At 62.5% G+C, this 18180-nt stretch carries 20 protein-coding genes; 9 read left to right on the forward strand and 11 right to left on the reverse strand.

Annotation, left to right across the window (positions count from 1 at the left end; translation table 11 throughout):
- Window positions 1-14 precede the first annotated feature (14 nt).
- Entirely contained in the window at window positions 15-785 is a 771-nt protein-coding gene (gene gloB, locus YH62_RS21650) for a hydroxyacylglutathione hydrolase (RefSeq protein ID WP_046796342.1), read from the reverse strand.
- A gap of 103 nt (window positions 786-888) precedes the next feature.
- Here gloB and YH62_RS21655 point away from each other — a divergent pair, with 103 nt between their 5' ends.
- Window positions 889-1629: a class I SAM-dependent methyltransferase gene (locus YH62_RS21655; protein ID WP_046796343.1), complete on the forward strand. Its 741-nt coding sequence runs from the start codon at window positions 889-891 to the stop codon at window positions 1627-1629.
- Here YH62_RS21655 and YH62_RS21660 read toward each other — a convergent pair whose 3' ends face one another.
- Complete coding sequence (locus tag YH62_RS21660) at window positions 1630-2058, reverse strand: nuclear transport factor 2 family protein (RefSeq protein WP_046796344.1); 429 nt, start codon at window positions 2056-2058, stop codon at window positions 1630-1632.
- A gap of 176 nt (window positions 2059-2234) precedes the next feature.
- Here YH62_RS21660 and hisC point away from each other — a divergent pair, with 176 nt between their 5' ends.
- From hisC to YH62_RS21675, 3 genes are read left to right on the forward strand one after another with little or no spacing between them, the layout of a single operon-like run.
- Window positions 2235-3344: a histidinol-phosphate transaminase gene (hisC, locus tag YH62_RS21665; RefSeq protein ID WP_046796345.1), complete on the forward strand. Its 1110-nt coding sequence runs from the start codon at window positions 2235-2237 to the stop codon at window positions 3342-3344.
- A complete protein-coding gene (locus YH62_RS21670) occupies window positions 3341-4270 on the forward strand; it encodes a prephenate/arogenate dehydrogenase family protein (RefSeq protein ID WP_046796346.1) in 930 nt (309 codons plus the stop codon). The genes hisC and YH62_RS21670 overlap by 4 nt, the downstream gene beginning before the upstream one ends.
- A gap of 9 nt (window positions 4271-4279) precedes the next feature.
- Window positions 4280-4699, forward strand: a complete 420-nt coding sequence (locus tag YH62_RS21675; protein ID WP_046796347.1) for a GNAT family N-acetyltransferase — start codon at window positions 4280-4282, stop codon at window positions 4697-4699.
- A gap of 2 nt (window positions 4700-4701) precedes the next feature.
- Here YH62_RS21675 and YH62_RS21680 read toward each other — a convergent pair whose 3' ends face one another.
- Entirely contained in the window at window positions 4702-5706 is a 1005-nt protein-coding gene (locus YH62_RS21680; protein ID WP_046796348.1) for a DUF2125 domain-containing protein, read from the reverse strand.
- An 11-nt stretch (window positions 5707-5717) separates the two neighbouring features.
- On the opposite strand from YH62_RS21680, the gene YH62_RS21685 reads away from it, so the two are divergent.
- On the forward strand, window positions 5718-6302 hold the full coding sequence (locus YH62_RS21685; protein WP_046796349.1) for a gamma-glutamylcyclotransferase: 585 nt from the start codon (window positions 5718-5720) through the stop codon (window positions 6300-6302).
- Here YH62_RS21685 and YH62_RS21690 read toward each other — a convergent pair.
- From YH62_RS21690 to ftsE, 4 genes are all read right to left on the reverse strand, one after another.
- Window positions 6287-7078, reverse strand: coding sequence for a 1-acyl-sn-glycerol-3-phosphate acyltransferase (locus YH62_RS21690; RefSeq protein ID WP_046796350.1), 792 nt, complete (start codon window positions 7076-7078; stop codon window positions 6287-6289). The genes YH62_RS21685 and YH62_RS21690 overlap by 16 nt on opposite strands.
- Before the next feature lie 83 nt (window positions 7079-7161).
- Window positions 7162-7893: a YdcF family protein gene (locus tag YH62_RS21695; RefSeq protein WP_082118454.1), complete on the reverse strand. Its 732-nt coding sequence runs from the start codon at window positions 7891-7893 to the stop codon at window positions 7162-7164.
- Between the two features lie 67 nt (window positions 7894-7960).
- The gene (locus YH62_RS21700) at window positions 7961-8989 is read right to left on the reverse strand and encodes an ABC transporter permease (protein WP_046796351.1); all 1029 of its coding nucleotides are present in this window, start codon (window positions 8987-8989) and stop codon (window positions 7961-7963) included.
- On the reverse strand, window positions 8982-9641 hold the full coding sequence (gene ftsE / locus YH62_RS21705; protein ID WP_046796352.1) for a cell division ATP-binding protein FtsE: 660 nt from the start codon (window positions 9639-9641) through the stop codon (window positions 8982-8984). Before ftsE ends, YH62_RS21700 begins: the two co-directional genes overlap by 8 nt.
- 199 nt (window positions 9642-9840) lie before the next feature.
- Here ftsE and YH62_RS21710 point away from each other — a divergent pair, with 199 nt between their 5' ends.
- The 3 genes from YH62_RS21710 to YH62_RS21720 all read left to right on the forward strand — a co-directional run bounded on the left by YH62_RS21710 (window position 9841) and on the right by YH62_RS21720 (window position 11581).
- Entirely contained in the window at window positions 9841-10503 is a 663-nt protein-coding gene (locus tag YH62_RS21710; protein WP_046796353.1) for a hypothetical protein, read from the forward strand.
- A 51-nt stretch (window positions 10504-10554) separates the two neighbouring features.
- Window positions 10555-11118, forward strand: a complete 564-nt coding sequence (gene hpt, locus YH62_RS21715; RefSeq protein ID WP_046796354.1) for a hypoxanthine phosphoribosyltransferase — start codon at window positions 10555-10557, stop codon at window positions 11116-11118.
- Between the two features lie 103 nt (window positions 11119-11221).
- Complete coding sequence (locus YH62_RS21720; RefSeq protein ID WP_046796355.1) at window positions 11222-11581, forward strand: response regulator; 360 nt, start codon at window positions 11222-11224, stop codon at window positions 11579-11581.
- A gap of 32 nt (window positions 11582-11613) precedes the next feature.
- On the opposite strand, the gene YH62_RS21725 is transcribed toward YH62_RS21720, so the two are convergent.
- The 4 genes from YH62_RS21725 to argH all read right to left on the reverse strand — a co-directional run bounded on the left by YH62_RS21725 (window position 11614) and on the right by argH (window position 17420).
- Window positions 11614-14322: a TIGR02302 family protein gene (locus YH62_RS21725; RefSeq protein ID WP_046796356.1), complete on the reverse strand. Its 2709-nt coding sequence runs from the start codon at window positions 14320-14322 to the stop codon at window positions 11614-11616.
- Window positions 14323-14456: 134 nt separating this feature from the next.
- Window positions 14457-15725 carry a diaminopimelate decarboxylase gene (gene lysA, locus YH62_RS21730; protein WP_046796357.1) on the reverse strand — a complete coding sequence of 423 codons (1269 nt, stop codon included), beginning with the start codon at window positions 15723-15725 and terminating at the stop codon, window positions 14457-14459.
- Between the two features lie 9 nt (window positions 15726-15734).
- On the reverse strand, window positions 15735-15929 hold the full coding sequence (locus YH62_RS21735; protein WP_046796358.1) for a hypothetical protein: 195 nt from the start codon (window positions 15927-15929) through the stop codon (window positions 15735-15737).
- An 87-nt stretch (window positions 15930-16016) separates the two neighbouring features.
- Window positions 16017-17420 carry an argininosuccinate lyase gene (gene argH / locus YH62_RS21740; protein WP_046796432.1) on the reverse strand — a complete coding sequence of 468 codons (1404 nt, stop codon included), beginning with the start codon at window positions 17418-17420 and terminating at the stop codon, window positions 16017-16019.
- 22 nt (window positions 17421-17442) lie between these two features.
- Between argH and YH62_RS21745 the strand changes: the two genes are divergently transcribed.
- Window positions 17443-18111 carry a TlpA disulfide reductase family protein gene (locus tag YH62_RS21745; RefSeq protein ID WP_046796359.1) on the forward strand — a complete coding sequence of 223 codons (669 nt, stop codon included), beginning with the start codon at window positions 17443-17445 and terminating at the stop codon, window positions 18109-18111.
- The last annotated feature ends 69 nt before the right edge of the window (window positions 18112-18180 follow it).

The raw sequence follows: 18180 nt of genomic DNA on the forward strand, positions 1-18180 counted from the left end.
GATGAGCAGACGACCTAGAAATTGTCCTTGCGCTTGCGGATTTCGGCGAAGACTTCTTCATTGGTCTTCGATTCCATCACAAGGTTGCGGCGGATGGCCGGGTCGTTGGCCCGCAGGAAGGGATTGGTTTCCTTCTCCAGCCCCATCATCGTCGGGATGGTGAACTTGCCTTCGGCGCGCTGAGCCTCGATCTCCGCCGCCCGCGCCTTCAGGCGTTCGTTGCCGGGATCGACGGTGAGCGCGAACCTGGCATTGGAAAGCGTATATTCGTGGCCGAAATAGATCGCCGTCTCGTCCGGCAGCACGGCGAGCTTCTGCAGCGAATGCCACATGTCAGCGGCGGGGCGCTCGAACAGCCGCCCGCAGCCAAGCGCAAAGAGTGTGTCGGCAGCAAACAGGAGCTTGTCGTCGGGAAAATGGTAGCAGATATGGCCGGCGGTATGCCCGGGCGTCTCGATGACCCTCACCAGATGCTCGCCGAACTGGAACTCGTCTCCATCGGCCATGGTCTTGTCGAGGCCGGGGATGGCGACTGCCTCGTTGAACGGCCCGATGATTTCGAGATGGAACCTTTCCTTCAGCGCGAGATTGGCCTCGACATGATCGGTGTGGTGATGGGTGGTGAAAATGTGGGTGATCTTCCAGCCGCGCCGGTCCGCGGCCTCCACAATGGGTTTTTCCTCGGGAGCGTCGATGGAGGCCGTCAGCCCGCTTTCGGGGTCATGCACCAGGACGCCATAGTTATCGCTTCGACATGAAAAGACTTCGATTTCCAAAGGTTTCATCAGAGGCCTCGTATTTTCCGAAAATGTGTTTGGAAACAATGTAGGGGGTTGCGCTTTGAAGTCCAACCACTCTCTGATAGCATTGAAAACAGAGACCCTATCAATGCACACCGATATCGTTGATCTCCGTGAATTCTACCACTCGCAGCTCGGACGCTTTGCCGAGCAGTCGATCCTGATGGCGCTTTCCTCCCTCTGGGCGCGGTTGCCGGAGGAGCGGCTGGTGGGGCTCGGCTATGCGGTTCCCTATCTCGAACGGTTCCGTGCGGATACGGAGCGCAGCTTCGCCTTCATGCCGGCAGGCCAGGGGGCGGTGAACTGGCCTGTCGGCGAGCTTTCCTCAACAGCCCTCGTCTTCGATGAGGAGCTGCCGTTGCCGGACTCGTCCATCGACCGCGTGCTGATGGTGCATTCGCTGGAATTTGCCGAAAATCCTCGTGAGACGCTGAAGGAAGTTTGGCGGGTGCTAGCGCCCGGCGGACGCCTCGTCATCGTCGTGCCGAACCGCCGCGGTGTATGGGCCCGCATGGAGCACACGCCCTTCGGTTCCGGCCGGCCCTATTCGCGCGGGCAGCTCACCTCCCTGCTCAGGGAGGCGAACTTCACGCCCGGCGCCAGCGCCGAGGCGCTGTTCTTCCCTCCCTCGAAGATCCGCGCGGTGTTGAAGCTCCGGCACGGTTTCGAGAGGATGGGGCGCAGGTTTTGGCCGGTCTTTTCCGGTGTGATCGTGGTGGAAGCCCAGAAGCGGCTTTATCAAGGCCTGCCCGTTGCCTCCCGCGCTTCGCGCCGGGTCTTCGTGCCGGTACTTGCGCCGCAGGGCGTGCCGACCACTCGCAGCCGCTGATCACGGCTCGAGATCGAAGATCCCGAGCGGCTGACCGTGCATGGCGAAGGGCACCGATTCGTGCGTATGGACGATCAGCCAGCGGCCGTTCTCTCGGGCAAAGGTGACCGTCAGGCGAAACCAGAAGCTCTGCTTGCCCTGGTCGATTTTTTGGCCGCCGAGCTTGGCGAGAGCGCTGCACCAGCCGATGTCGCCCCCGACGCGCAGGTCGGTATTCGTGATCTCGAAATCGAGGTCGCCCTCCCAGGTATCGAGCCAGGCCTGCAGGCCGGCCCTGTCGTTTCCGCTTTCCTCCAGGGGAGGGGCAAGGGTGAATTGCCGGATCGTCGCGGACTGGCATCCGATGATCGCATCGGCATTTTTCGTGCGTAGGGCCTCCGCCCAATTTCCCAACAGCGCTTTGACATCCTCGTAGTCGCCAATGCTCATTGCTCTGCTCCCTTGACGTTTTGAACAAGTTGAAGACGTTTGGCGCGATTGCGTTCCGACAATTTCGCTTCAAACAATCTGATCGCATCCATAAACGGGCTACCCTCGACAAAGGGTTCTTTCGGCTTTAATGCCACTGGATCAACTGCCGTCCTGGTATTCCAAAAGGTCGATCGATGAGCATCGTCATGAATGAGCCCGCTCCGCGTCCGGGTGTCCTGGATATCGCCGCCTATGTTCCGGGTAAGGACCACGCGCCGGGCGTGGCGCGCGTCTTCAAGCTCTCCGCCAACGAAACGCCGCTCGGGCCGAGCCCGAAGGCGCGTGAGGCCTTCCGGCATGCGGCCGACCATCTGGAGCTTTATCCGGACGGACAGGCCAGCGAACTGCGCGAGGCGATCGCCGCCGTTCACGGGCTCAACCCCGCCAATATCATGTGCGGCAACGGATCGGATGAATTGCTCGGTCTGCTTTGCCATGTCTATCTCGGTGCCGGTGACGAGGCGATCATCACCGAACATGGCTTTCTGGTCTACAAGATCCAGATCATGGCCGCCGGCGCCGCTCCGGTCACGGTGAAGGAGAAGGATTGCACGGTCGATATCGATGCGATCCTTGCCGCGGTCACGCCCAGGACCAAGATGGTCTTCATCGCCAATCCGGGCAACCCAACGGGCACCTATGTGCCGGTTTCGGAAATCCGCCGCCTGCATGCCGGCCTGCCGAAGCACGTCATCCTCGTGCTGGATGCGGCCTATGCGGAATATGTCCGCCGCAATGATTATGAGGCGGGGCTGGAGCTCGTTTCGGGCAACCGCAACGTCGTCATGACCCGCACCTTTTCCAAGGTCTATGGGCTTGCCGCACTCCGCATCGGCTGGATGTACGGCCCCGCCGGCATACTCGACGCGCTGAACCGCGTGCGCGGCCCCTTCAACATGAACGCGCCCGCGATCGCTGCAGGTGCTGCCGCGATCCAGGACCAGGCCTTCATCGAAAAGGCGGTCGAATATAACAATCTCTGGATCGGCAAGCTGACGCAGGCCTTCGAGGCGATCGGTCTTGCGGTTACGCCGTCGGTCACCAATTTCGTGCTGATCCACTTTCCCGAGGTCGAAGGCAAGCGCGCGGCGGATGCGGATGCCTTCCTCACCAGCCGCGGCTATATCCTGCGCGCCGTGAAAGGCTACGGCTTTGCCAATTCGCTGCGCATGTCGGTCGGTCCGGAAGAGGCCAATCGCGGCGTCATCGAAGCGCTCGGCGAATTCATGGGAAAAACGGCATGAGTGAACCGCATTTCGAGCGGATCGCGCTGATCGGGATCGGCCTTATCGGCTCTTCCATCGCCCGCGACGTCAAGGAACTCAAGCTGGCGCGCGATGTGGTGGTTTCCACCCGCAGCGCCGAGACCCTGAAGCGCGCGGAGGAGCTTGCGCTCGGCACGCATTACGTCGCGTCTGCTGAGGACGCGGTGAGGGATGCCGATCTCGTCATCGTCTCCGTGCCGGTCGGCGCTTCCGAGGAGGTCGCCAGGCAGATTGCTCCGGCGCTCAAAGCCGGCGCCATCGTCACCGACGTTGGTTCCACCAAGGCCTCGGTCATCGCGCAGATGGCGCCGCATATGCCGAAAGGCGTGCATTTCATTCCCGGCCATCCGTTGGCGGGAACGGAAAAGTCGGGACCCGATGCGGGATTTGCAGGGCTTTTCCGCGATCGTTGGTGCATCTTCACGCCCTTGCCCGGCACGGATGCGGACGCTCTCCAGCGGCTGAAGGATTTCTGGACCGCGCTCGGTTCTAGGATCGACGAGATGGATGCCGAGCATCATGACAAGGTGCTGGCGATCGTCTCCCACCTGCCGCACATTATCGCCTACAATATCGTCGGCACAGCCGACGACCTTGAGACGGTGACGGAATCGGAAGTCATCAAATATTCCGCATCGGGCTTCCGCGATTTCACCCGTCTTGCGGCATCCGATCCCACCATGTGGCGCGACGTCTGCCTGCATAACAAGGATGCGATCCTGGAAATGCTGGCGCGCTTCTCGGAGGATCTCGCCTATCTGCAGCGGGCGATCCGCTGGGGGGAGGGCGACAAGCTGTTCGAGCTCTTCACCCGCACCCGTGCGATCCGCCGCTCGATCGTCCAGGCGGGCCAGGATGTGGATGCGCCCGACTTCGGCCGCCACGCGCTGGACGCCAAGAAATAGTACGCCGCTATGGTGGAGGTAGCGAAGGCGAGCCCGGAGGATTTCGACTGGCTGCTTCGACACGACCCGCATGTGGATGCGCAATGGGTGCTCCGTTGCATTGAGCTTGGAGAGTATCTGCTTGCGCGTCGCGAGGGCGAAGTCGTCGGGTTTCTCCGTTTCTCGCTTTTCTGGGGTCGCATCCCCTACATGGACATGATCAAGGTGGAGCCTGGATGCCGTCGATTGGGTGCGGGCACGGCACTTTTCCGCGCCTGGGAAGATCAGATGCGCGCCCGCGGCGTCCGCTTGCTGATGACCTCAAGCGAGTTGGACGAGTTCGAGCCGCAGGAGTGGCATCGCCGCAATGGATTCGTCGAAGCCGGGTCCCTGACGTTTCCTGGCATCCAGTCCGCTCGGGAAATCTTCTTTGTAAAGCAGATCGGTTAGTCTCAGATCGGCGGAATCTCGCCGATCGGAATGAAGCCGCCTGCCAGAACCTTGCCGCGATTGATCGTCAGGTCGAGCGAGGCGTTTTCTCCACCGCTGAGAGCCGAGAGCATTTTCGTCGCGGTTTCGATCGTGCGAGCCATGTCGGGAAAGGCCTGAGACAGGCCGTCGCGCCAGGCATCGATCTTTTCGACCTGGAGCTTCAGCCGGCCGGAAAGATATCCCTCGCCATCAAAGGAGAAGGGCCCGGTGACGGTGATCAGCCGCCCCTCGCCGAGATCGGCCGTCAATCTCCGCATCTCGCCTTGCGTCCCGTAGAGCGCCATGCCGTTCGGATCGCTCCCGTCGATCATGCCGGCGCGGCCGACGAGCGTCAGGTCGAGCGTCGCGGAAAGCCTCGGCAGCAGCGCGGGTATACCCTTGGCCGTCGTATCGGTGTCGCGGATGGAAAGGGCGGCGTCCAGATCCTGCCCGTTCTGGCGCATATGGATTTCGGTATGCGCGGCGTTGATGTCGAAAGACTGGCCGGTGGCCGCCGAGACGATGCTGGTTTTCAGATTGTCGAGAACGGCAGAGGTCCGCTCGACACCTTTGAGCTTGGTGACCAGGCTCGACTGGAAGTTTTCCCAGGTGCTGGATACGGTCAGCCCATGGCCAGTACGGAACACCGCCGGTGAATCGAGTTCCCAGACAATATGGCCTGGATTGTATATCTGGGCTGCGGAACGCAATTGCCCGAAGGTGGCGGAAATGCCGTTGTTGCGATCGTCGACCGCAACCTGGGAGCAGAAGAGGCCGATACGGAAGGGATAGCCGCGATATTCGGCGTCCGCGCAGGCGGCGCTCACGCCTTTCGTCTCCTGGCTGCCGAGCAGGGCCAGCGTCTTTTCTTTGAGCACCGATGCGGCATAGAACCATCCGGCGGTATATAGCGCGATGACGACCAGCACCGCGCTGGCCAGGAACCAAAGTTTTCGGCTGACACCGGACCGGCTTGACGCTGCCATGATGTTCTCCAATGGTGACTGCGAATCTCGAATACGGCTTGGCTTGGGATATGGACGAATTTTGGGTATTTGGCTACGGCTCGCTCATGTGGAACCCCGGCTTCCCGCATGAGGAGACGCAAGCCGCGCGCGCCTTCGGCTATCGCCGCTCGCTTTGCATCCGATCCTACGTGCATCGCGGCACGCCTGAAAATCCCGGTCTCGTGCTTGGGCTCGACCGCGGCGGCTCGTGCCGCGGCATGGCGTTCCGGGTGAGCCTTGAAGACCGCGGCGAGGTTCTCGAATACCTGCGCAAGCGGGAACTGGTCACCAATGTCTACAAGGAAAGAATGCTTGCCGTCATGCTCAGCGATGGCCGCTACGTGAAGGCGGTGGGCTACGTCGTCGACCGGTCGCATGTGCAATATGCAGGGGCGCTCGGCATCGAGGAAGCTGCCGAAATCGTGCGCCGCTCCTCCGGTCAATCCGGGCCAAACGATGCCTATCTTTTCAATACGCTCGCCCATTTGCGGGAAATGGGCATACGCGATCTCTGGCTTGAGGGGGTCGGGGCCGGGGTGGCCGCGTCGGCTCGCGGAGTTCAGGCGGCGTTCTGAGCCCGCAGCTCCGCCAGCCGCTTCACCGCCGTCGGCGGCAACGGCAGATGCGGATTGGCTTCCACGGTCTCGATCAGAAGCTCGTCGCTCGCCTTCTCCATCCGGTCTTTCAGCGTCTGGAAAAAGATGTCGGGATCGAGGCCCGGCTCGATCGGCGGCAGGATGCGTACCTTGAAATGGCCGGGATATTTGATCAGCTTGCGGCGGCCCCAGAACAGTCCCCAGTGCCCGACGATGGGTACCACCGGCACCTGCACGTCACGATAGATGCGGGCAATTCCGTAGCGGTATTCGGGCTCGGCGCCGGGCGGATGGCGGGTGCCCTCGGGATAGATGATGAGCTGGCGGCCCTTGGCCATCTCCTCCTTGGTGCGGATCATGACATCCACCATGACCTTGCCGCGGGCGCCGCGATTGACGGGTATCATCCGCTGCTTCATCGCGTACCAGCCGAAGAGCGGAATCCACGTCAGTTCACGCTTGAGGATATAGACCGGGTCCTTCTGAAAGGGCAGGAGGGCGATCGTATCCCAGGCGGATTGATGCTTGGGCGCGAAGATACAGCCGCCTTCCGGCACGTTCTCCATCCCCTCGATCTCGAATGTGGCGCCGACGATCTTCGCCATCAGCCAGTTGGAGGAGGCGGCCCATGCCTTGGGAATCCGATAGGCGGCCCTGCGCGGCATCAGGAAATAGATCGGGCTCAGCACGATCATCCGGACGATGAGATTCGTATAGAAGGCGATGTTGAAAAGGATCGAGCGCGCCAGCAGCATGAAGAAACAGTTCCCAGTGGACAGGCGTTGCCTACACGAGATCGCGGCATGAAAAAAGCTCTTCTTCCGCGCCAGGCGCTCCGTCAATCTTCCGGAGAGGTCCTGCTTGCCGTCCGCTGCGAAGTGTCGCCGGTGCGCAGCCCGCTGCCGTGGTGGAACCCGATCCAGTCGCGGAGAGTTGCGAGGACCACCTTGCCGTATTCGCTGAGCATGGTGCGCAGCACGTCCGGCTCGGTGAACCAGGCTTTTCTGCTGAGGTCGGAATTGATCACCGGATAGCCAATGAATTCCGTTTCGGGGTCGGCGCGGCGCAGCTCATGAAGGCTGCGGATCATGTGGTAGTTGTTGGTGACGACCAGCACCGACTTGTAGCCGTGATCGTGTATCCAGCGGGCGGTCTCATTGGCATTGCCGATGGTGTCGATCGCATCGTACCCGATATCGACGCAGCAATCGAAGAGATCTGCCGAGCCCTGGGTCACCTTGCGGATCTGCGCCGGCGTGGTGGAAGGATGGGCGCCGGAGATCAGGAGCCGGTGTCCGGCGCCGTCCCGCAGAAGGCCGAGCGCCTGCTCGATGCGCTGGTAGCCCCCGGTCAGGACGACGATGGCGTCCGCCTTGACTCCATCCGGCGCCTTGAGCGAGGTCACGGTATCGGCATACCAGAGAAAGCCGCCGAACAGGCCGGCGATTATCAGCACGCATGCCATGATGAGCCGCCTCGCCGACCAGCGCAACCAGCCGTCCCGCGAAAGCCAGCCCCCCTGGGGCGGGCGCGGCGTCGGTGTCCTGCGCATGGTCGGGCCCGAATTCATATCAAAGTCCATAGCCGGAGATTCGTGGCGAGAACAGGGCTTCCTCGCAGCAAAACGATGGACGGGTTCAGGAAGGCGGTGCTCCTTCCGAGCGTGCGGGATCGGAGCGGATGAAATCGATCTCGTCGATCGTGCGCATGACGGTGAAACGCGCCGTGAGTGTCGTCAGCAGGGCGATCACGATCATGGTGGCAAAGATGCCGAGATAGCCCCCGAACCCTATGGTGAATGTGCCGAACAGGGCGGTCGCCTGATCGCTCTCGGGGGTCGCCAGCGAGCGCGATTGCCAGAGGTTTGCCGTGGCAAACAAGAGGGCGGCAAGCGCGCTTCCCGCGGCCGAGCCCTTGAGGCTGATCTTCAGGAAATGCTTCTGAAACTCGGTCGCCACGAATGAGCGTTCGGCTCCGACGAAATGCAGCACTTCCACGATGTGGCGGTTGCCGGAGAGCGCCCCGCGCGTGGCGAAGATCACGGTCAGGATCATCGCCGTGAAGACCAGCACGAGAACGCCGATGCCGATCAGCACTGTGGTATGCGCCATGGAGACCAGCCGGTCCACCCAGGTGCGATGGTCGTCGAGAAAGGCTTGCGGAACCTCGCTCGCCAGTAGGTCGCGCATTGCTGCGAAATCCGGTGGGTTCTGCTCATCGATGGTGATGATGACGAGGCGGGGAACCGGCAGCTCGCTCAGGTCCAGGCCGGTGCCGAGCCAGGGTTCGAGCAGGCGCGCAGTGGCGTCGTCGTCCATGATCGTGCCGGAACGCGTGCCGACGAAGGTCAGCGCCAGCTCGCGCGCCTTTTGGAGCGTCGCATCCATGTCCAGCCCTTCCTCGGGTTTGATCTGTATGGTGATCTCGCGGGAAATCTGGCTCTGCCAGCTCGCGGCGGTTGCGCGCACCATGCTGACGGCGCCGAGCGTCAGGCAGGCGAGGAAGGCCATGATGGCGATCACCACCATCAGCGCATTGCCCTGGATGTTGGAGGCCGGCAGGATGGGCGCGGTCGGCCGCACATGCATCTCCGTCCGCCGCGGCTGCTGCTCCGTGGCTGATGGCTTCCCGACCTTGCGGGCTCTGAGGCGGCTCAGCTCATTCATATATATCGAGGCGTCCTTCGGTCAGGATCATCCGCCGGGCATTGACCTGATCCATGAGGCCAAGGTCATGCGTGGCGATGACGACGGCGGTCCCGAGCCGGTTGAGTTCGAGGAAGAGATTGAGCAGGCGTCTTGCCATGGGAGGATCGACATTGCCCGTTGGCTCGTCCGCCAGCAGGATTTCCGGCCGGTCGATCAGCGCGCGGGCGATCGCGGCGCGCTGCTTTTCCCCGCCCGATAGCACCGGCGGCAGCACGTTGATGCGCTCGCCGAGCCCCACCCATTTCAGAAGCTCGATCACATCGTTTCGGTAGGCACCCTCGTCCTTGCCGCGGACCCTCAGCGGCAGAGCGACATTCTCGTAGGTCGTGAGGTGGTCGAGCAGGCGGAAATCCTGGAAGACGATGCCGACCCGGCGGCGTAGCATCGGCAGTTCGGTGCGGGGGATTTGCGAAAGGTCGCGCCCGAACATGTGGATCAGGCCGCGGGTCGGATGCAGCGACATCAGCATCAGGCGCAACAGCGTCGTCTTGCCGGCGCCGGAAGGGCCGGTGAGGAACTGAAACGATCGCTTCGGTATGTCGAAGGTCATGTCCCGGAGGATTTCCGGGCCCATCCCGTACCGCAGGCCGACATTTTCGAAATGGATCAACGGAGAACCCAGTCTCTGGTTTTTCAAGTCCCGCCATCTGTTAACGACGCGGGTAAACGAATTGCAAATCGCGCGCGGAAAAGGGCGATTTTCGGGCCATTTTTGCGAAGCATTAACCATTCGAATTTACGACTGGGAGGGGTTCGTTTCAATGCCCCGTTTTCCCTGAAACCCGGGAAAACGGCAGAAGGAGGCCTCCATGAGCACATCCGGCGCACGGCAGGAGAAAGTCGTGAGGATCGTGGACATCCTGCCGCCGGAACGTCAGGCAAGCCGTTCCGCCCGTAGGCCTGCTCCGCGCCGGGATGCGGACGATGCCGAGTTCGTGACGCTTGGCGCGGGCCAGCGCGGTCGCCACGGCTTCCAGAACGACAATAGCAAGGCAATGCCCCGCCGCAAGATCGCCCGAAATCCGATCCGGGATGGCATCGTTAGCGCCGTCAATCGGATCGAGACGGCGCTGATGCGGCTTTCGGCCGATATGTTTTCGGCCGTGCTGGCCGCGATCTTCGTCGCGGTCTTCGGGCTTGCCGGCGGTTTCTCGCTGTTCAGCGGGGCGGCCGAAGCCGATGCCGGCCCCGCCCTCGACATAACGCATGTGAGCCTGACGCCGCAGGATGCCGATGGCATGCGCGTGCTCCTGATCAACGGTATCGTGGAAAACCGCGGGGAAGGAAGGCTTGCAATGCCCTCCATCCGGGCGGAATTGATGGTCGATGAAAAGGTGCTGACGAGCACTCTCATCGGCGCACCCGTTGTCGCCATCGAAGGCGGACGCAGCCACGGTTTTTCGGCCCGCGTGCCTCACCCCGGTGGAAAACTGCCTGATCTTCGCCTTTCCTTTGCGGCGCAGGGTGCCTAAAGCTGCGCGGTTGTGCTAAGCGCGCATCTTTAGGACACGCAGGAGAACGTCATGCCCGTCGTGCGCGGCAAGATCATCGAGCCGCTTTTCACCGCCGAACAGATCGCCGAGCGCAATCGCACCATAGCGGCCGAAATCGCCAATGGGCCGACCAAGGACCTCCTGGTCATCGCCATCCTCAAGGGCTCCTTCATCTTCGCAGCCGATCTTCTTCGTGCTTTGCACGAAACGGGGCTCGCTCCGGAAGTCGAGTTCATCACGCTGTCGAGCTACGGCAGCGGCACGGTCTCGCAAGGGGTGCGCATCGTCAAGGACATCGACAGCGATGTGAAGGATCGCGACGTACTCCTGATCGACGACATCCTCGAATCCGGCCGCACGCTCAAATTCGCCAAGGAAATTCTCTACGAGCGCGGCGCGCGCAACGTCTCGGTCGCCGTCCTGTTGGACAAGAGTGTCAAGCGCAAGGAGGCGCTGGAGGCGGATTATGTCGGGTTCGAGTGTCCGGACTATTTCGTCGTGGGCTACGGCATGGACGTTGCCTATGCCTTTCGCGAGCTTCCCTTCGTCGGCGTCGTCACCGGCGACGTGGATGAGGAAGCGCAAAAGTCGTAAGGTGTTAACCATGCCGGTCCTGAGGGCCCCGGCGTTTACTCCTCGACAAGAAAACTCTGGTGAGTTGCTCCCGATTTGACACATACAGGGAGCGATGATCGCTATGGCCAAGATCTTGATTACCGAGGATGAGGATACGCTGCGCAGCTTCGTTGCCCGGGCGCTTCGCCTCGATGGTCATGAGACTTATGAGGCCGGCGATGGCGCCGAAGGGCTGGAGAGGCTCGGCGAAACGGATTTCGATCTTCTGCTCTCCGATATCCGCATGCCGGTGATGGACGGCATCGAACTGGCGCATCAGGCCGCGGAGCGGTTTCCCGGCCTCAAGATCCTGCTGATGACCGGCTATGCCGAGCAGCGCGAACGCGCCGACGATCTCCAGTCGAAGATCGTGGATGTGGTTCAAAAGCCCTTCGCGCTGCCTGATATCCGCAAGGCGGTCGCCATGGCGCTTGCTGCCTGAGGCCATAGTCTTGCCGGCCGCAGCGGCTGGCGTCAGCGGATCTCCAGGAGACGCTCCAGATACTGCCGCTCGGTTTCGCTTGCCGAGGGGTTCATAAGTCTTTCCTGTATGGCCGTGCCCAGCTTCTCACGGATGGCGTCGAGAATTCGCCGCGCTTGCTGTACGTCGATCTCGTCGGGTACTTTCGGTCCTCCGCCGTCAATCCCGGGGTCTGTTGCACGCGGACGGCCAAGAGGGTCGCGGTCGTCCTGTCCGCCTTGGCCCGCCATGCCCTGCTCGGGGCCTTGGCCCTCGCCGCTCTGCTGCATGGCCTGCATCATCTGCTGCATCATGTTCTGGGCGCCCTGGCGTAGCGCGTTGAGCGCATTGCCCTGACCCTGCACGGCCTGCTCGCCCTGGCCCTGGCCGAGAGCGCGGCCGGCATTGCCCATTTCCCGCTCCGCCTGGCCGAAGCCTTCACTGGGCTGCATGCCGAGCCCTTCAAGGGCTTTCTGGAGCTCCTGCAGCTTCTGGCCGAGGCCTTCCTGCTGGGCGCGCAGGTTCCGCAGCGCCTCGCGCAACTGTTCGGCGGTCATCTGATCGGTGGGCTGCTGCCCTTGCTGCCCCTGTTGCTGCCCCTGTTGCTGCCCTTGCTGCTGGCCCTGTTGGCCCTGCTGTGGCTGTCCGGGCTGCCCCTGTTCATAGGGTTGATCGGGATTGCCGCGCTGCATGCGGTCGCGCAGAGCCTGGTCCAGCCCGAACGTCTGATCCATGAGCCGCTGCTGTTCCTGCATGATGTCGCCGAGCCGGTCGATCTGTTCGCGCATCGGGCTGTTCTGCTGCTGGCCCTGTTGGCCTCGCTGCATGCGGCCTGCCTGAAGGTTGTTCATCATCCGCTGCAGTTCGGAGAGGAGTTGCTGGGCGGCATCGCGGTTGCCCGAACGGGCCAGATTCTCGATCTGGTCCATCATGTTCTGCAGGTCCTGTTGGCGAAGCATGTTCTGGGCCTGCATGTTCTGCGAGGCTTGCGGATTGTTCTGCAGCCGCTGGGCAAGCTCGGTCATGAACTGCTGCATGGCATCGCGCAGCTCCTTCATCAGCCGCGCGATCTCCTGATCGGAGGCACCGTTTTTCAGCGCCTCGTTGAGTGCGTTCTGCGCGTCGCGCAACCGTTGCTCCGCCGCCGAAAGATCGCCATCCTCGATGCCCCGCGCGATCTGCCAGAGATATTCGGCAGTCTCCTTCAATTGTTCTTCGCCACGAGCCTGCTGCATGCGGCCGAGTGCCGAGCGGATCAGCAGAAAATGCTTCAGGTTGGGGATCGTCTCGTCGGGGCGCAGCGCAAGCGCTTCATTGAGCTCGATGGCGCGGGGCATTTGACGCGTGTCGAGCGCGAAGACCTGGCGCTCTTCGGCGACTGCCGCAGCCAGGGGTTCGGAGAATGGCCGCGACGGTAGGACTATCTCCTGAGGCGGGCTTTGACCCGTCTGTCCCGCGCCGTCCTTCGCCACCAGCGTTACACGGACCCTCTGTCCCGCCAGCGGATGATCGGTCAAGTCGCGTCCGGTCAGTCCCTTGACCTCGGAACCGCTCCGACGGGGAAGCTCCAAAGGAAAGGTCGGGGGCGGATAAAGCGGCGTTGCCGTCGGATCGTTGACGTCCATCGGTTCGATGACGGCGTGAGCTTCACGGATCCCGTAGTCGTCCTTGCCGATGAAGCCAATTTCAAGCGCCCCATTGATTGCCCTGCGCGGGGGCTTGTCGAAGCTGATCTCAGGTGGACGATCCGGGATGGCTTCAAACGTCCAAAGCTGGCCGTTGACCGTCAGCTCTCCGTTCTCTTCCAGTTTCATGGAGTAGGTGCGGCGGGGTAACGGCTTGCCGTCGTCCTCCCCTTTTGCCGGGGCGGCGTCGACATTCTCGGCGCCTTCCTGCTGGGCCTTCTTCTGCAAGGCAAGAGCTTCCTGGCTTACCAGCGCGACCGGGCCTTCGCCCGCGCTTGGCGCAAATTCCACTGCCTCGAGCCCATCACCTCCGGTCAATCTCACCGTCAGGTCCGAGTGTTGCGGAAGCGAGAAGGTTTTGTTCTGGGCGACGTCGTTCCCCGTGAGAAACACCGGTGCGCGGCCGGTATAGGAGGGCGGCGTCAGCCAGGCGTCGATGCGCAGGTCCGGATTGGTGCTGGCAGCCGGCGCTGAGGCGCGGAAGATGTCGCTGAGCGAGCCGCCGCCGTTCGAGAAGGAATAGCCGAGCGCCACCACGAACACGAGGGCGGGAATGGCGCGCAGCGCGAAACGGTCATGCCGGGCTATATCCGGCTGCGGCAGGCCGGCATCGAGCGCGGCGATGCGCTCCGCCATGCGGATCTGGTGTTCCTTCCAGAGCGCCCGCGAGAAGGGCGTTTCGAAGGCTGGCTCGTCTTCCTGCACCGCCACCGGCTGGTGCGGCAGGTCGTTACGCTCCTCCAGAAGTCGGTCCGCCTCATGGGGCTCCGGCCAGCGCAGCCGGGTCAGCGGAAGAAGCGTGTAGAGGAAGGCAATACCGAAGCCGGCTGCCAGAAGCCAACGAAGCCAATCCGGCGAGAAGCGGAAAATGCCGAACCAGGCGACGGAAAGAAAGAGTGCGGCAATGCCGAGCGGCGGCAGGAGGCGCGGCAAAAGCCGCTCGAAGAACAGCACGACCCGCGCAAAGGAGCGCTTCAGCGCCACGCGGCGCGCAAGCAAGGGATGCGTTTCGAATGCACCTTTGCGGGTTAAGCTCATGCGGTCCGTCTCCGATCGTGGCGGCGCAAATCCAGCTTAAGGATAGCGATCTTTATGGCGAAGACGAGGGCAGGGAGCTTTCCGTTCCCATTATTTGCGCCGTTTCCCGCAAAAGTGAACGCGGCGTCAGCCGGTCAGTCGAGCCATGCGGGCAGGGAATCGAGGCCGATAAGCTGCTCATAGGTGCCGCGCGGGCGCACCACATGGAAGTCGCCGCCCTTCACCAGAACCTCCGGCACCAGCAGGCGCGAGTTGTAGGTTCCGGCCTGAACCGCGCCATAGGCGCCCGCCGAAGCGATGGCGATCAGGTCGCCGGGCTGCGGTTCGGCCATCTCCCGGTCCAGCGCCAGGTAATCGCCGGTTTCGCAGACGGGGCCGACCACGTCGCCCCTGATGCGCGGCGTGTCCGTCGACGGTGTAACGACAGGGCGGATCATGTGGTAGGCGTCATAAAGCGTCGGGCGAATGAGGTCGTTCATGGCGCCGTCAACGATCACGAAGTGCTTCTCGCCGGCATCCTTCACATAGATGACTTCGGTGACGAGAATTCCGGCATTGCCGACGATCAGCCGGCCAGGCTCGGTGACGATCTTGCAATTCAGCGAGCGGAGCTGGCGCTTGACCGTATCCGCATAGGCATCCGGCAGCGGAGGCGGCGTATTGTCGTCCTTGTAGGGAATGCCCAGCCCGCCGCCGATATCCACATGGTCGATGCGGTGGCCATCGCCGCGTAGCGTGTCCACGAGTTCCCTGAGCAGCCGGAAGGCATCCTCGAAGGGCTGCAGCTCGGTGATCTGGCTGCCGATATGCATGTCGATGCCGGTCACCTCGATCCCGGGCAGGGTCGCGGCATGGGCATACACGTCACGTGCGCGCTCGTAGGAGATGCCGAACTTGTTTTCCTTCTTGCCCGTCGAAATCTTCGCATGGGTTCCGGCATCGACATCCGGATTGATGCGGAAGGAGACATGCGCCTTCTTTCCCGCCTTTACCGCGCGGGCGTTCAGCACTTCCAGTTCCGGCTCGGATTCCACGTTGAAGCAGTAGATGCCGGCTTCGAGAGCGAGGTCCATCTCACCGGCCGTCTTGCCGACGCCGGAGAACATGATGCGGCTTGCCGGAATGCCGGCCGAAAGCGCGCGGCGGAGTTCGCCGCCCGAAACCACGTCGACACCGGCGCCCAGCCGCCCGAGCGTCTTCAGCACCGCCTGGTTGGAATTCGCCTTCATGGCATAGCAGACCATGGTGTCCACATCGGCGAAGGCCTTGGCGAAGACCTTGTAGTGTCGCTCCAGCGTCGCGGTCGAATAGACGTAGAACGGCGTCCCGACCGCCTTGGCGATCTCCGGGATAGGTACGTTCTCGGCGTGCAGCACGCCGTCGATATAATGAAAATGGTTCACGGCGATGCTCTAGAGAAGCGGGTCGAGAAGGAAGGGCTGGTCTTGCGCAGGCTGCGCCTTCGCAGGTCCACCGCGTTTGTTCTGCTGCTCCACAGGCGTGCTCGGCCGGTCGAGGTCGCCCTTGCGGCCACAGCCGACGGCTACGAAGCCGGTGAGGCTCAGCACCAGAGCAAAGCGGGCAAGGTTTACCAGGGATTTCGACATTCTTTCCTTCTCCGGCATGGGCGGCGGCTCTGTCATAGCGAAGTTCCGGCCGCTTGTGCAGTCACTATTCCGGAATCAATCGCGCCATCAGTTCCTGGCGCGCCACCAGGCGATCTGTTTTCTCACTTCAGTGGGCGCGGTGCCGCCGAAGCTCGTGCGGCTGGCGACCGAGGCGTCGACGGAAAGCACGTCGAACACGCTCTCGGTGATGGCGGAATTGATCGCCTGCAATTCCGTGAGCGAAAGCTCCGCAAGGTCGCAGCCCTTCTGTTCGGCAAGCGCCACGGCACGGCCGGTGACGTGATGGGCATCGCGGAAGGGAAGGCCCGCCTCGCGCACCAGCCAATCGGCCAGATCGGTCGCGGTGGAGTATCCGGAGCCGGCCGCGGCGCGCATCCTGTCCTTGTTGATGGTCATGTCGCGCATCATGCCGGTCATGGCCGCGATGGCGAGTTCCAGATTTTCCGCCGCGTCGAAGACCTGTTCCTTGTCTTCCTGCATGTCCTTGGAATAGGCGAGCGGCAGGCCCTTCATGACGGTCAGCAGCGCGACCAGCGAACCGTTGATGCGGCCGGTCTTGGCGCGAACCAGTTCGGCCGCATCCGGATTCTTCTTCTGCGGCATGATGGAGGAGCCGGTCGAGAAGGCGTCGGACAAGCGCACGAAGCCGAATTGCGGCGTCGACCAGATGACGATCTCTTCGGCCAGGCGCGACAGATGCACGGCGCAGATCGCTGCCACGGACAGGAATTCCAGCGCAAAATCGCGGTCGGAGACGGTATCGATCGAATTGCGGGTCGGCTCGCGGAAACCGAGCGCCTTGGCTGTCATGTGGCGGTCGATCGGAAAGCCCGTGCCCGCAAGGGCGGCGGCGCCGATCGGGCTTTCGTCGAGGTGGTCGATAGCGTGGCGCACGCGGGCCCGGTCGCGTCCGAACATTTCCACATAGGCCATGCAGTGATGGCCGAAGGTCACCGGCTGAGCGGTCTGGAGATGCGTGAAGCCCGGCATCACCGTATCGGCGTGTTCTTCCGCGCGGTCGAGGAAGGCCGCGATCAGGCCCGTCAGCATCGCTTCCGTCTTGGCGAGCTCCTCCTTGACCCAGAGGCGGAAATCGAGCGCCACCTGGTCGTTGCGCGAACGGGCGGTATGAAGCCGGCCGGCGGCCGGGCCGATCAGCGCGGCAAGGCGGGCCTCGACATTCATATGAATGTCTTCCAGCTTGCGGGAGAACTCGAACCCGCCGCTTTCGATCTCTGACATGATCGTGTTCAGGCCGGATAAGATCTTGTCTTTATCTTCGGCGGAAATGATGCCTTTTTCCGCCAGCATGGTCGCATGCGCCATTGAGCCGCGGATATCCTGAGCGAACAACTTCTTGTCGAAGCCGATCGAGGCATTTATCTCCTCCATGATCGCATCGGGTCCGGAAGCGAAGCGACCGCCCCACATCTGGTTGGAGGAAACCGCGTCCTTCGTACCGTCTGCCATGATGCCTGTCCTGGAGTAGTTGATGACGACCAAAAGACCTTTCGGCCTTCCTTCCGCCAGACTGATCTTGATCGCCGCCGTAGCCGGAGTGCTCGCCGGCGCCGTGGCGGTATACGTGAGGAGCATGGGGTCTGGCAATGGCGAGGAGGTCACCTCGGCGCAAACCGCAGGCATATGCGAAGGAGCGGTCGCCAGGGTGAAATCCGTTTCGGAGTTCGCCAAGGGGCAGGTCGCCGCCATGGTGGCCGCCGAGCCGCCCCGCCCGCTCGAGCTTTCCTTCAAGGGACCGGAGGGCCAGGATCTCAAGACCGCCGACTTTGCGGGCAAGACCGTACTCCTCAATCTCTGGGCCACCTGGTGCGGCCCCTGCCGGGAAGAGATGCCGGCGCTCAACGCGCTCGAGAAGGAGATGGGCGGCGAAGATTTCGAAGTGGTCGCCGTCAATATCGATACCGGCAGCGACGAAAAGCCGAAGGCTTTTCTCGCCGAAACCGGCGTCGATGCGCTGGGCTATTATCGCGACAGTTCCATGGGCGTGTTCAATGCGCTCAAGAAGGAAGGGCTTGCTTTCGGCCTGCCCGTCACGCTCATCATGGACAGGGAAGGCTGCCTGATCTCGGCCATGAACGGTCCGGCGGCGTGGGACAGTGAGGATGCCAAGGTGCTGATTTCGGCTGCGAAGGCGCCGTGACGTTCAATATGTCCTCCTTGCTGTATGGATGACTTTCCGTTCCTGTAATGATACGATCTAGGGACGAAC

It is taken from the genome of Rhizobium sp. LC145 (assembly GCF_001005825.1).
Taxonomy (GTDB): Bacteria; Pseudomonadota; Alphaproteobacteria; order Rhizobiales; family Rhizobiaceae; genus Neorhizobium.

Excerpts from the sequence above, each read along its gene's own strand:
- gloB (WP_046796342.1), bottom strand. The coding sequence starts at position 785 with ATGAAACCTTTGGAAATCGAAGTCTTTTCATGTCGAAGCGATAACTAT.
- YH62_RS21655 (WP_046796343.1), top strand. The coding sequence starts at position 889 with ATGCACACCGATATCGTTGATCTCCGTGAATTCTACCACTCGCAGCTC.
- YH62_RS21660 (WP_046796344.1), bottom strand. The coding sequence starts at position 2,058 with ATGAGCATTGGCGACTACGAGGATGTCAAAGCGCTGTTGGGAAATTGG.
- hisC (WP_046796345.1), top strand. The coding sequence starts at position 2,235 with ATGAGCATCGTCATGAATGAGCCCGCTCCGCGTCCGGGTGTCCTGGAT.
- YH62_RS21670 (WP_046796346.1), top strand. The coding sequence starts at position 3,341 with ATGAGTGAACCGCATTTCGAGCGGATCGCGCTGATCGGGATCGGCCTT.
- YH62_RS21675 (WP_046796347.1), top strand. The coding sequence starts at position 4,280 with ATGGTGGAGGTAGCGAAGGCGAGCCCGGAGGATTTCGACTGGCTGCTT.
- YH62_RS21680 (WP_046796348.1), bottom strand. The coding sequence starts at position 5,706 with ATGGCAGCGTCAAGCCGGTCCGGTGTCAGCCGAAAACTTTGGTTCCTG.
- YH62_RS21685 (WP_046796349.1), top strand. The coding sequence starts at position 5,718 with ATGGTGACTGCGAATCTCGAATACGGCTTGGCTTGGGATATGGACGAA.
- YH62_RS21690 (WP_046796350.1), bottom strand. The coding sequence starts at position 7,078 with ATGCTGCTGGCGCGCTCGATCCTTTTCAACATCGCCTTCTATACGAAT.
- YH62_RS21695 (WP_082118454.1), bottom strand. The coding sequence starts at position 7,893 with ATGAATTCGGGCCCGACCATGCGCAGGACACCGACGCCGCGCCCGCCC.
- YH62_RS21700 (WP_046796351.1), bottom strand. The coding sequence starts at position 8,989 with ATGAATGAGCTGAGCCGCCTCAGAGCCCGCAAGGTCGGGAAGCCATCA.
- YH62_RS21710 (WP_046796353.1), top strand. The coding sequence starts at position 9,841 with ATGAGCACATCCGGCGCACGGCAGGAGAAAGTCGTGAGGATCGTGGAC.
- hpt (WP_046796354.1), top strand. The coding sequence starts at position 10,555 with ATGCCCGTCGTGCGCGGCAAGATCATCGAGCCGCTTTTCACCGCCGAA.
- YH62_RS21720 (WP_046796355.1), top strand. The coding sequence starts at position 11,222 with ATGGCCAAGATCTTGATTACCGAGGATGAGGATACGCTGCGCAGCTTC.
- YH62_RS21725 (WP_046796356.1), bottom strand. The coding sequence starts at position 14,322 with ATGAGCTTAACCCGCAAAGGTGCATTCGAAACGCATCCCTTGCTTGCG.
- YH62_RS21735 (WP_046796358.1), bottom strand. The coding sequence starts at position 15,929 with ATGTCGAAATCCCTGGTAAACCTTGCCCGCTTTGCTCTGGTGCTGAGC.
- argH (WP_046796432.1), bottom strand. The coding sequence starts at position 17,420 with ATGGCAGACGGTACGAAGGACGCGGTTTCCTCCAACCAGATGTGGGGC.
- YH62_RS21745 (WP_046796359.1), top strand. The coding sequence starts at position 17,443 with ATGACGACCAAAAGACCTTTCGGCCTTCCTTCCGCCAGACTGATCTTG.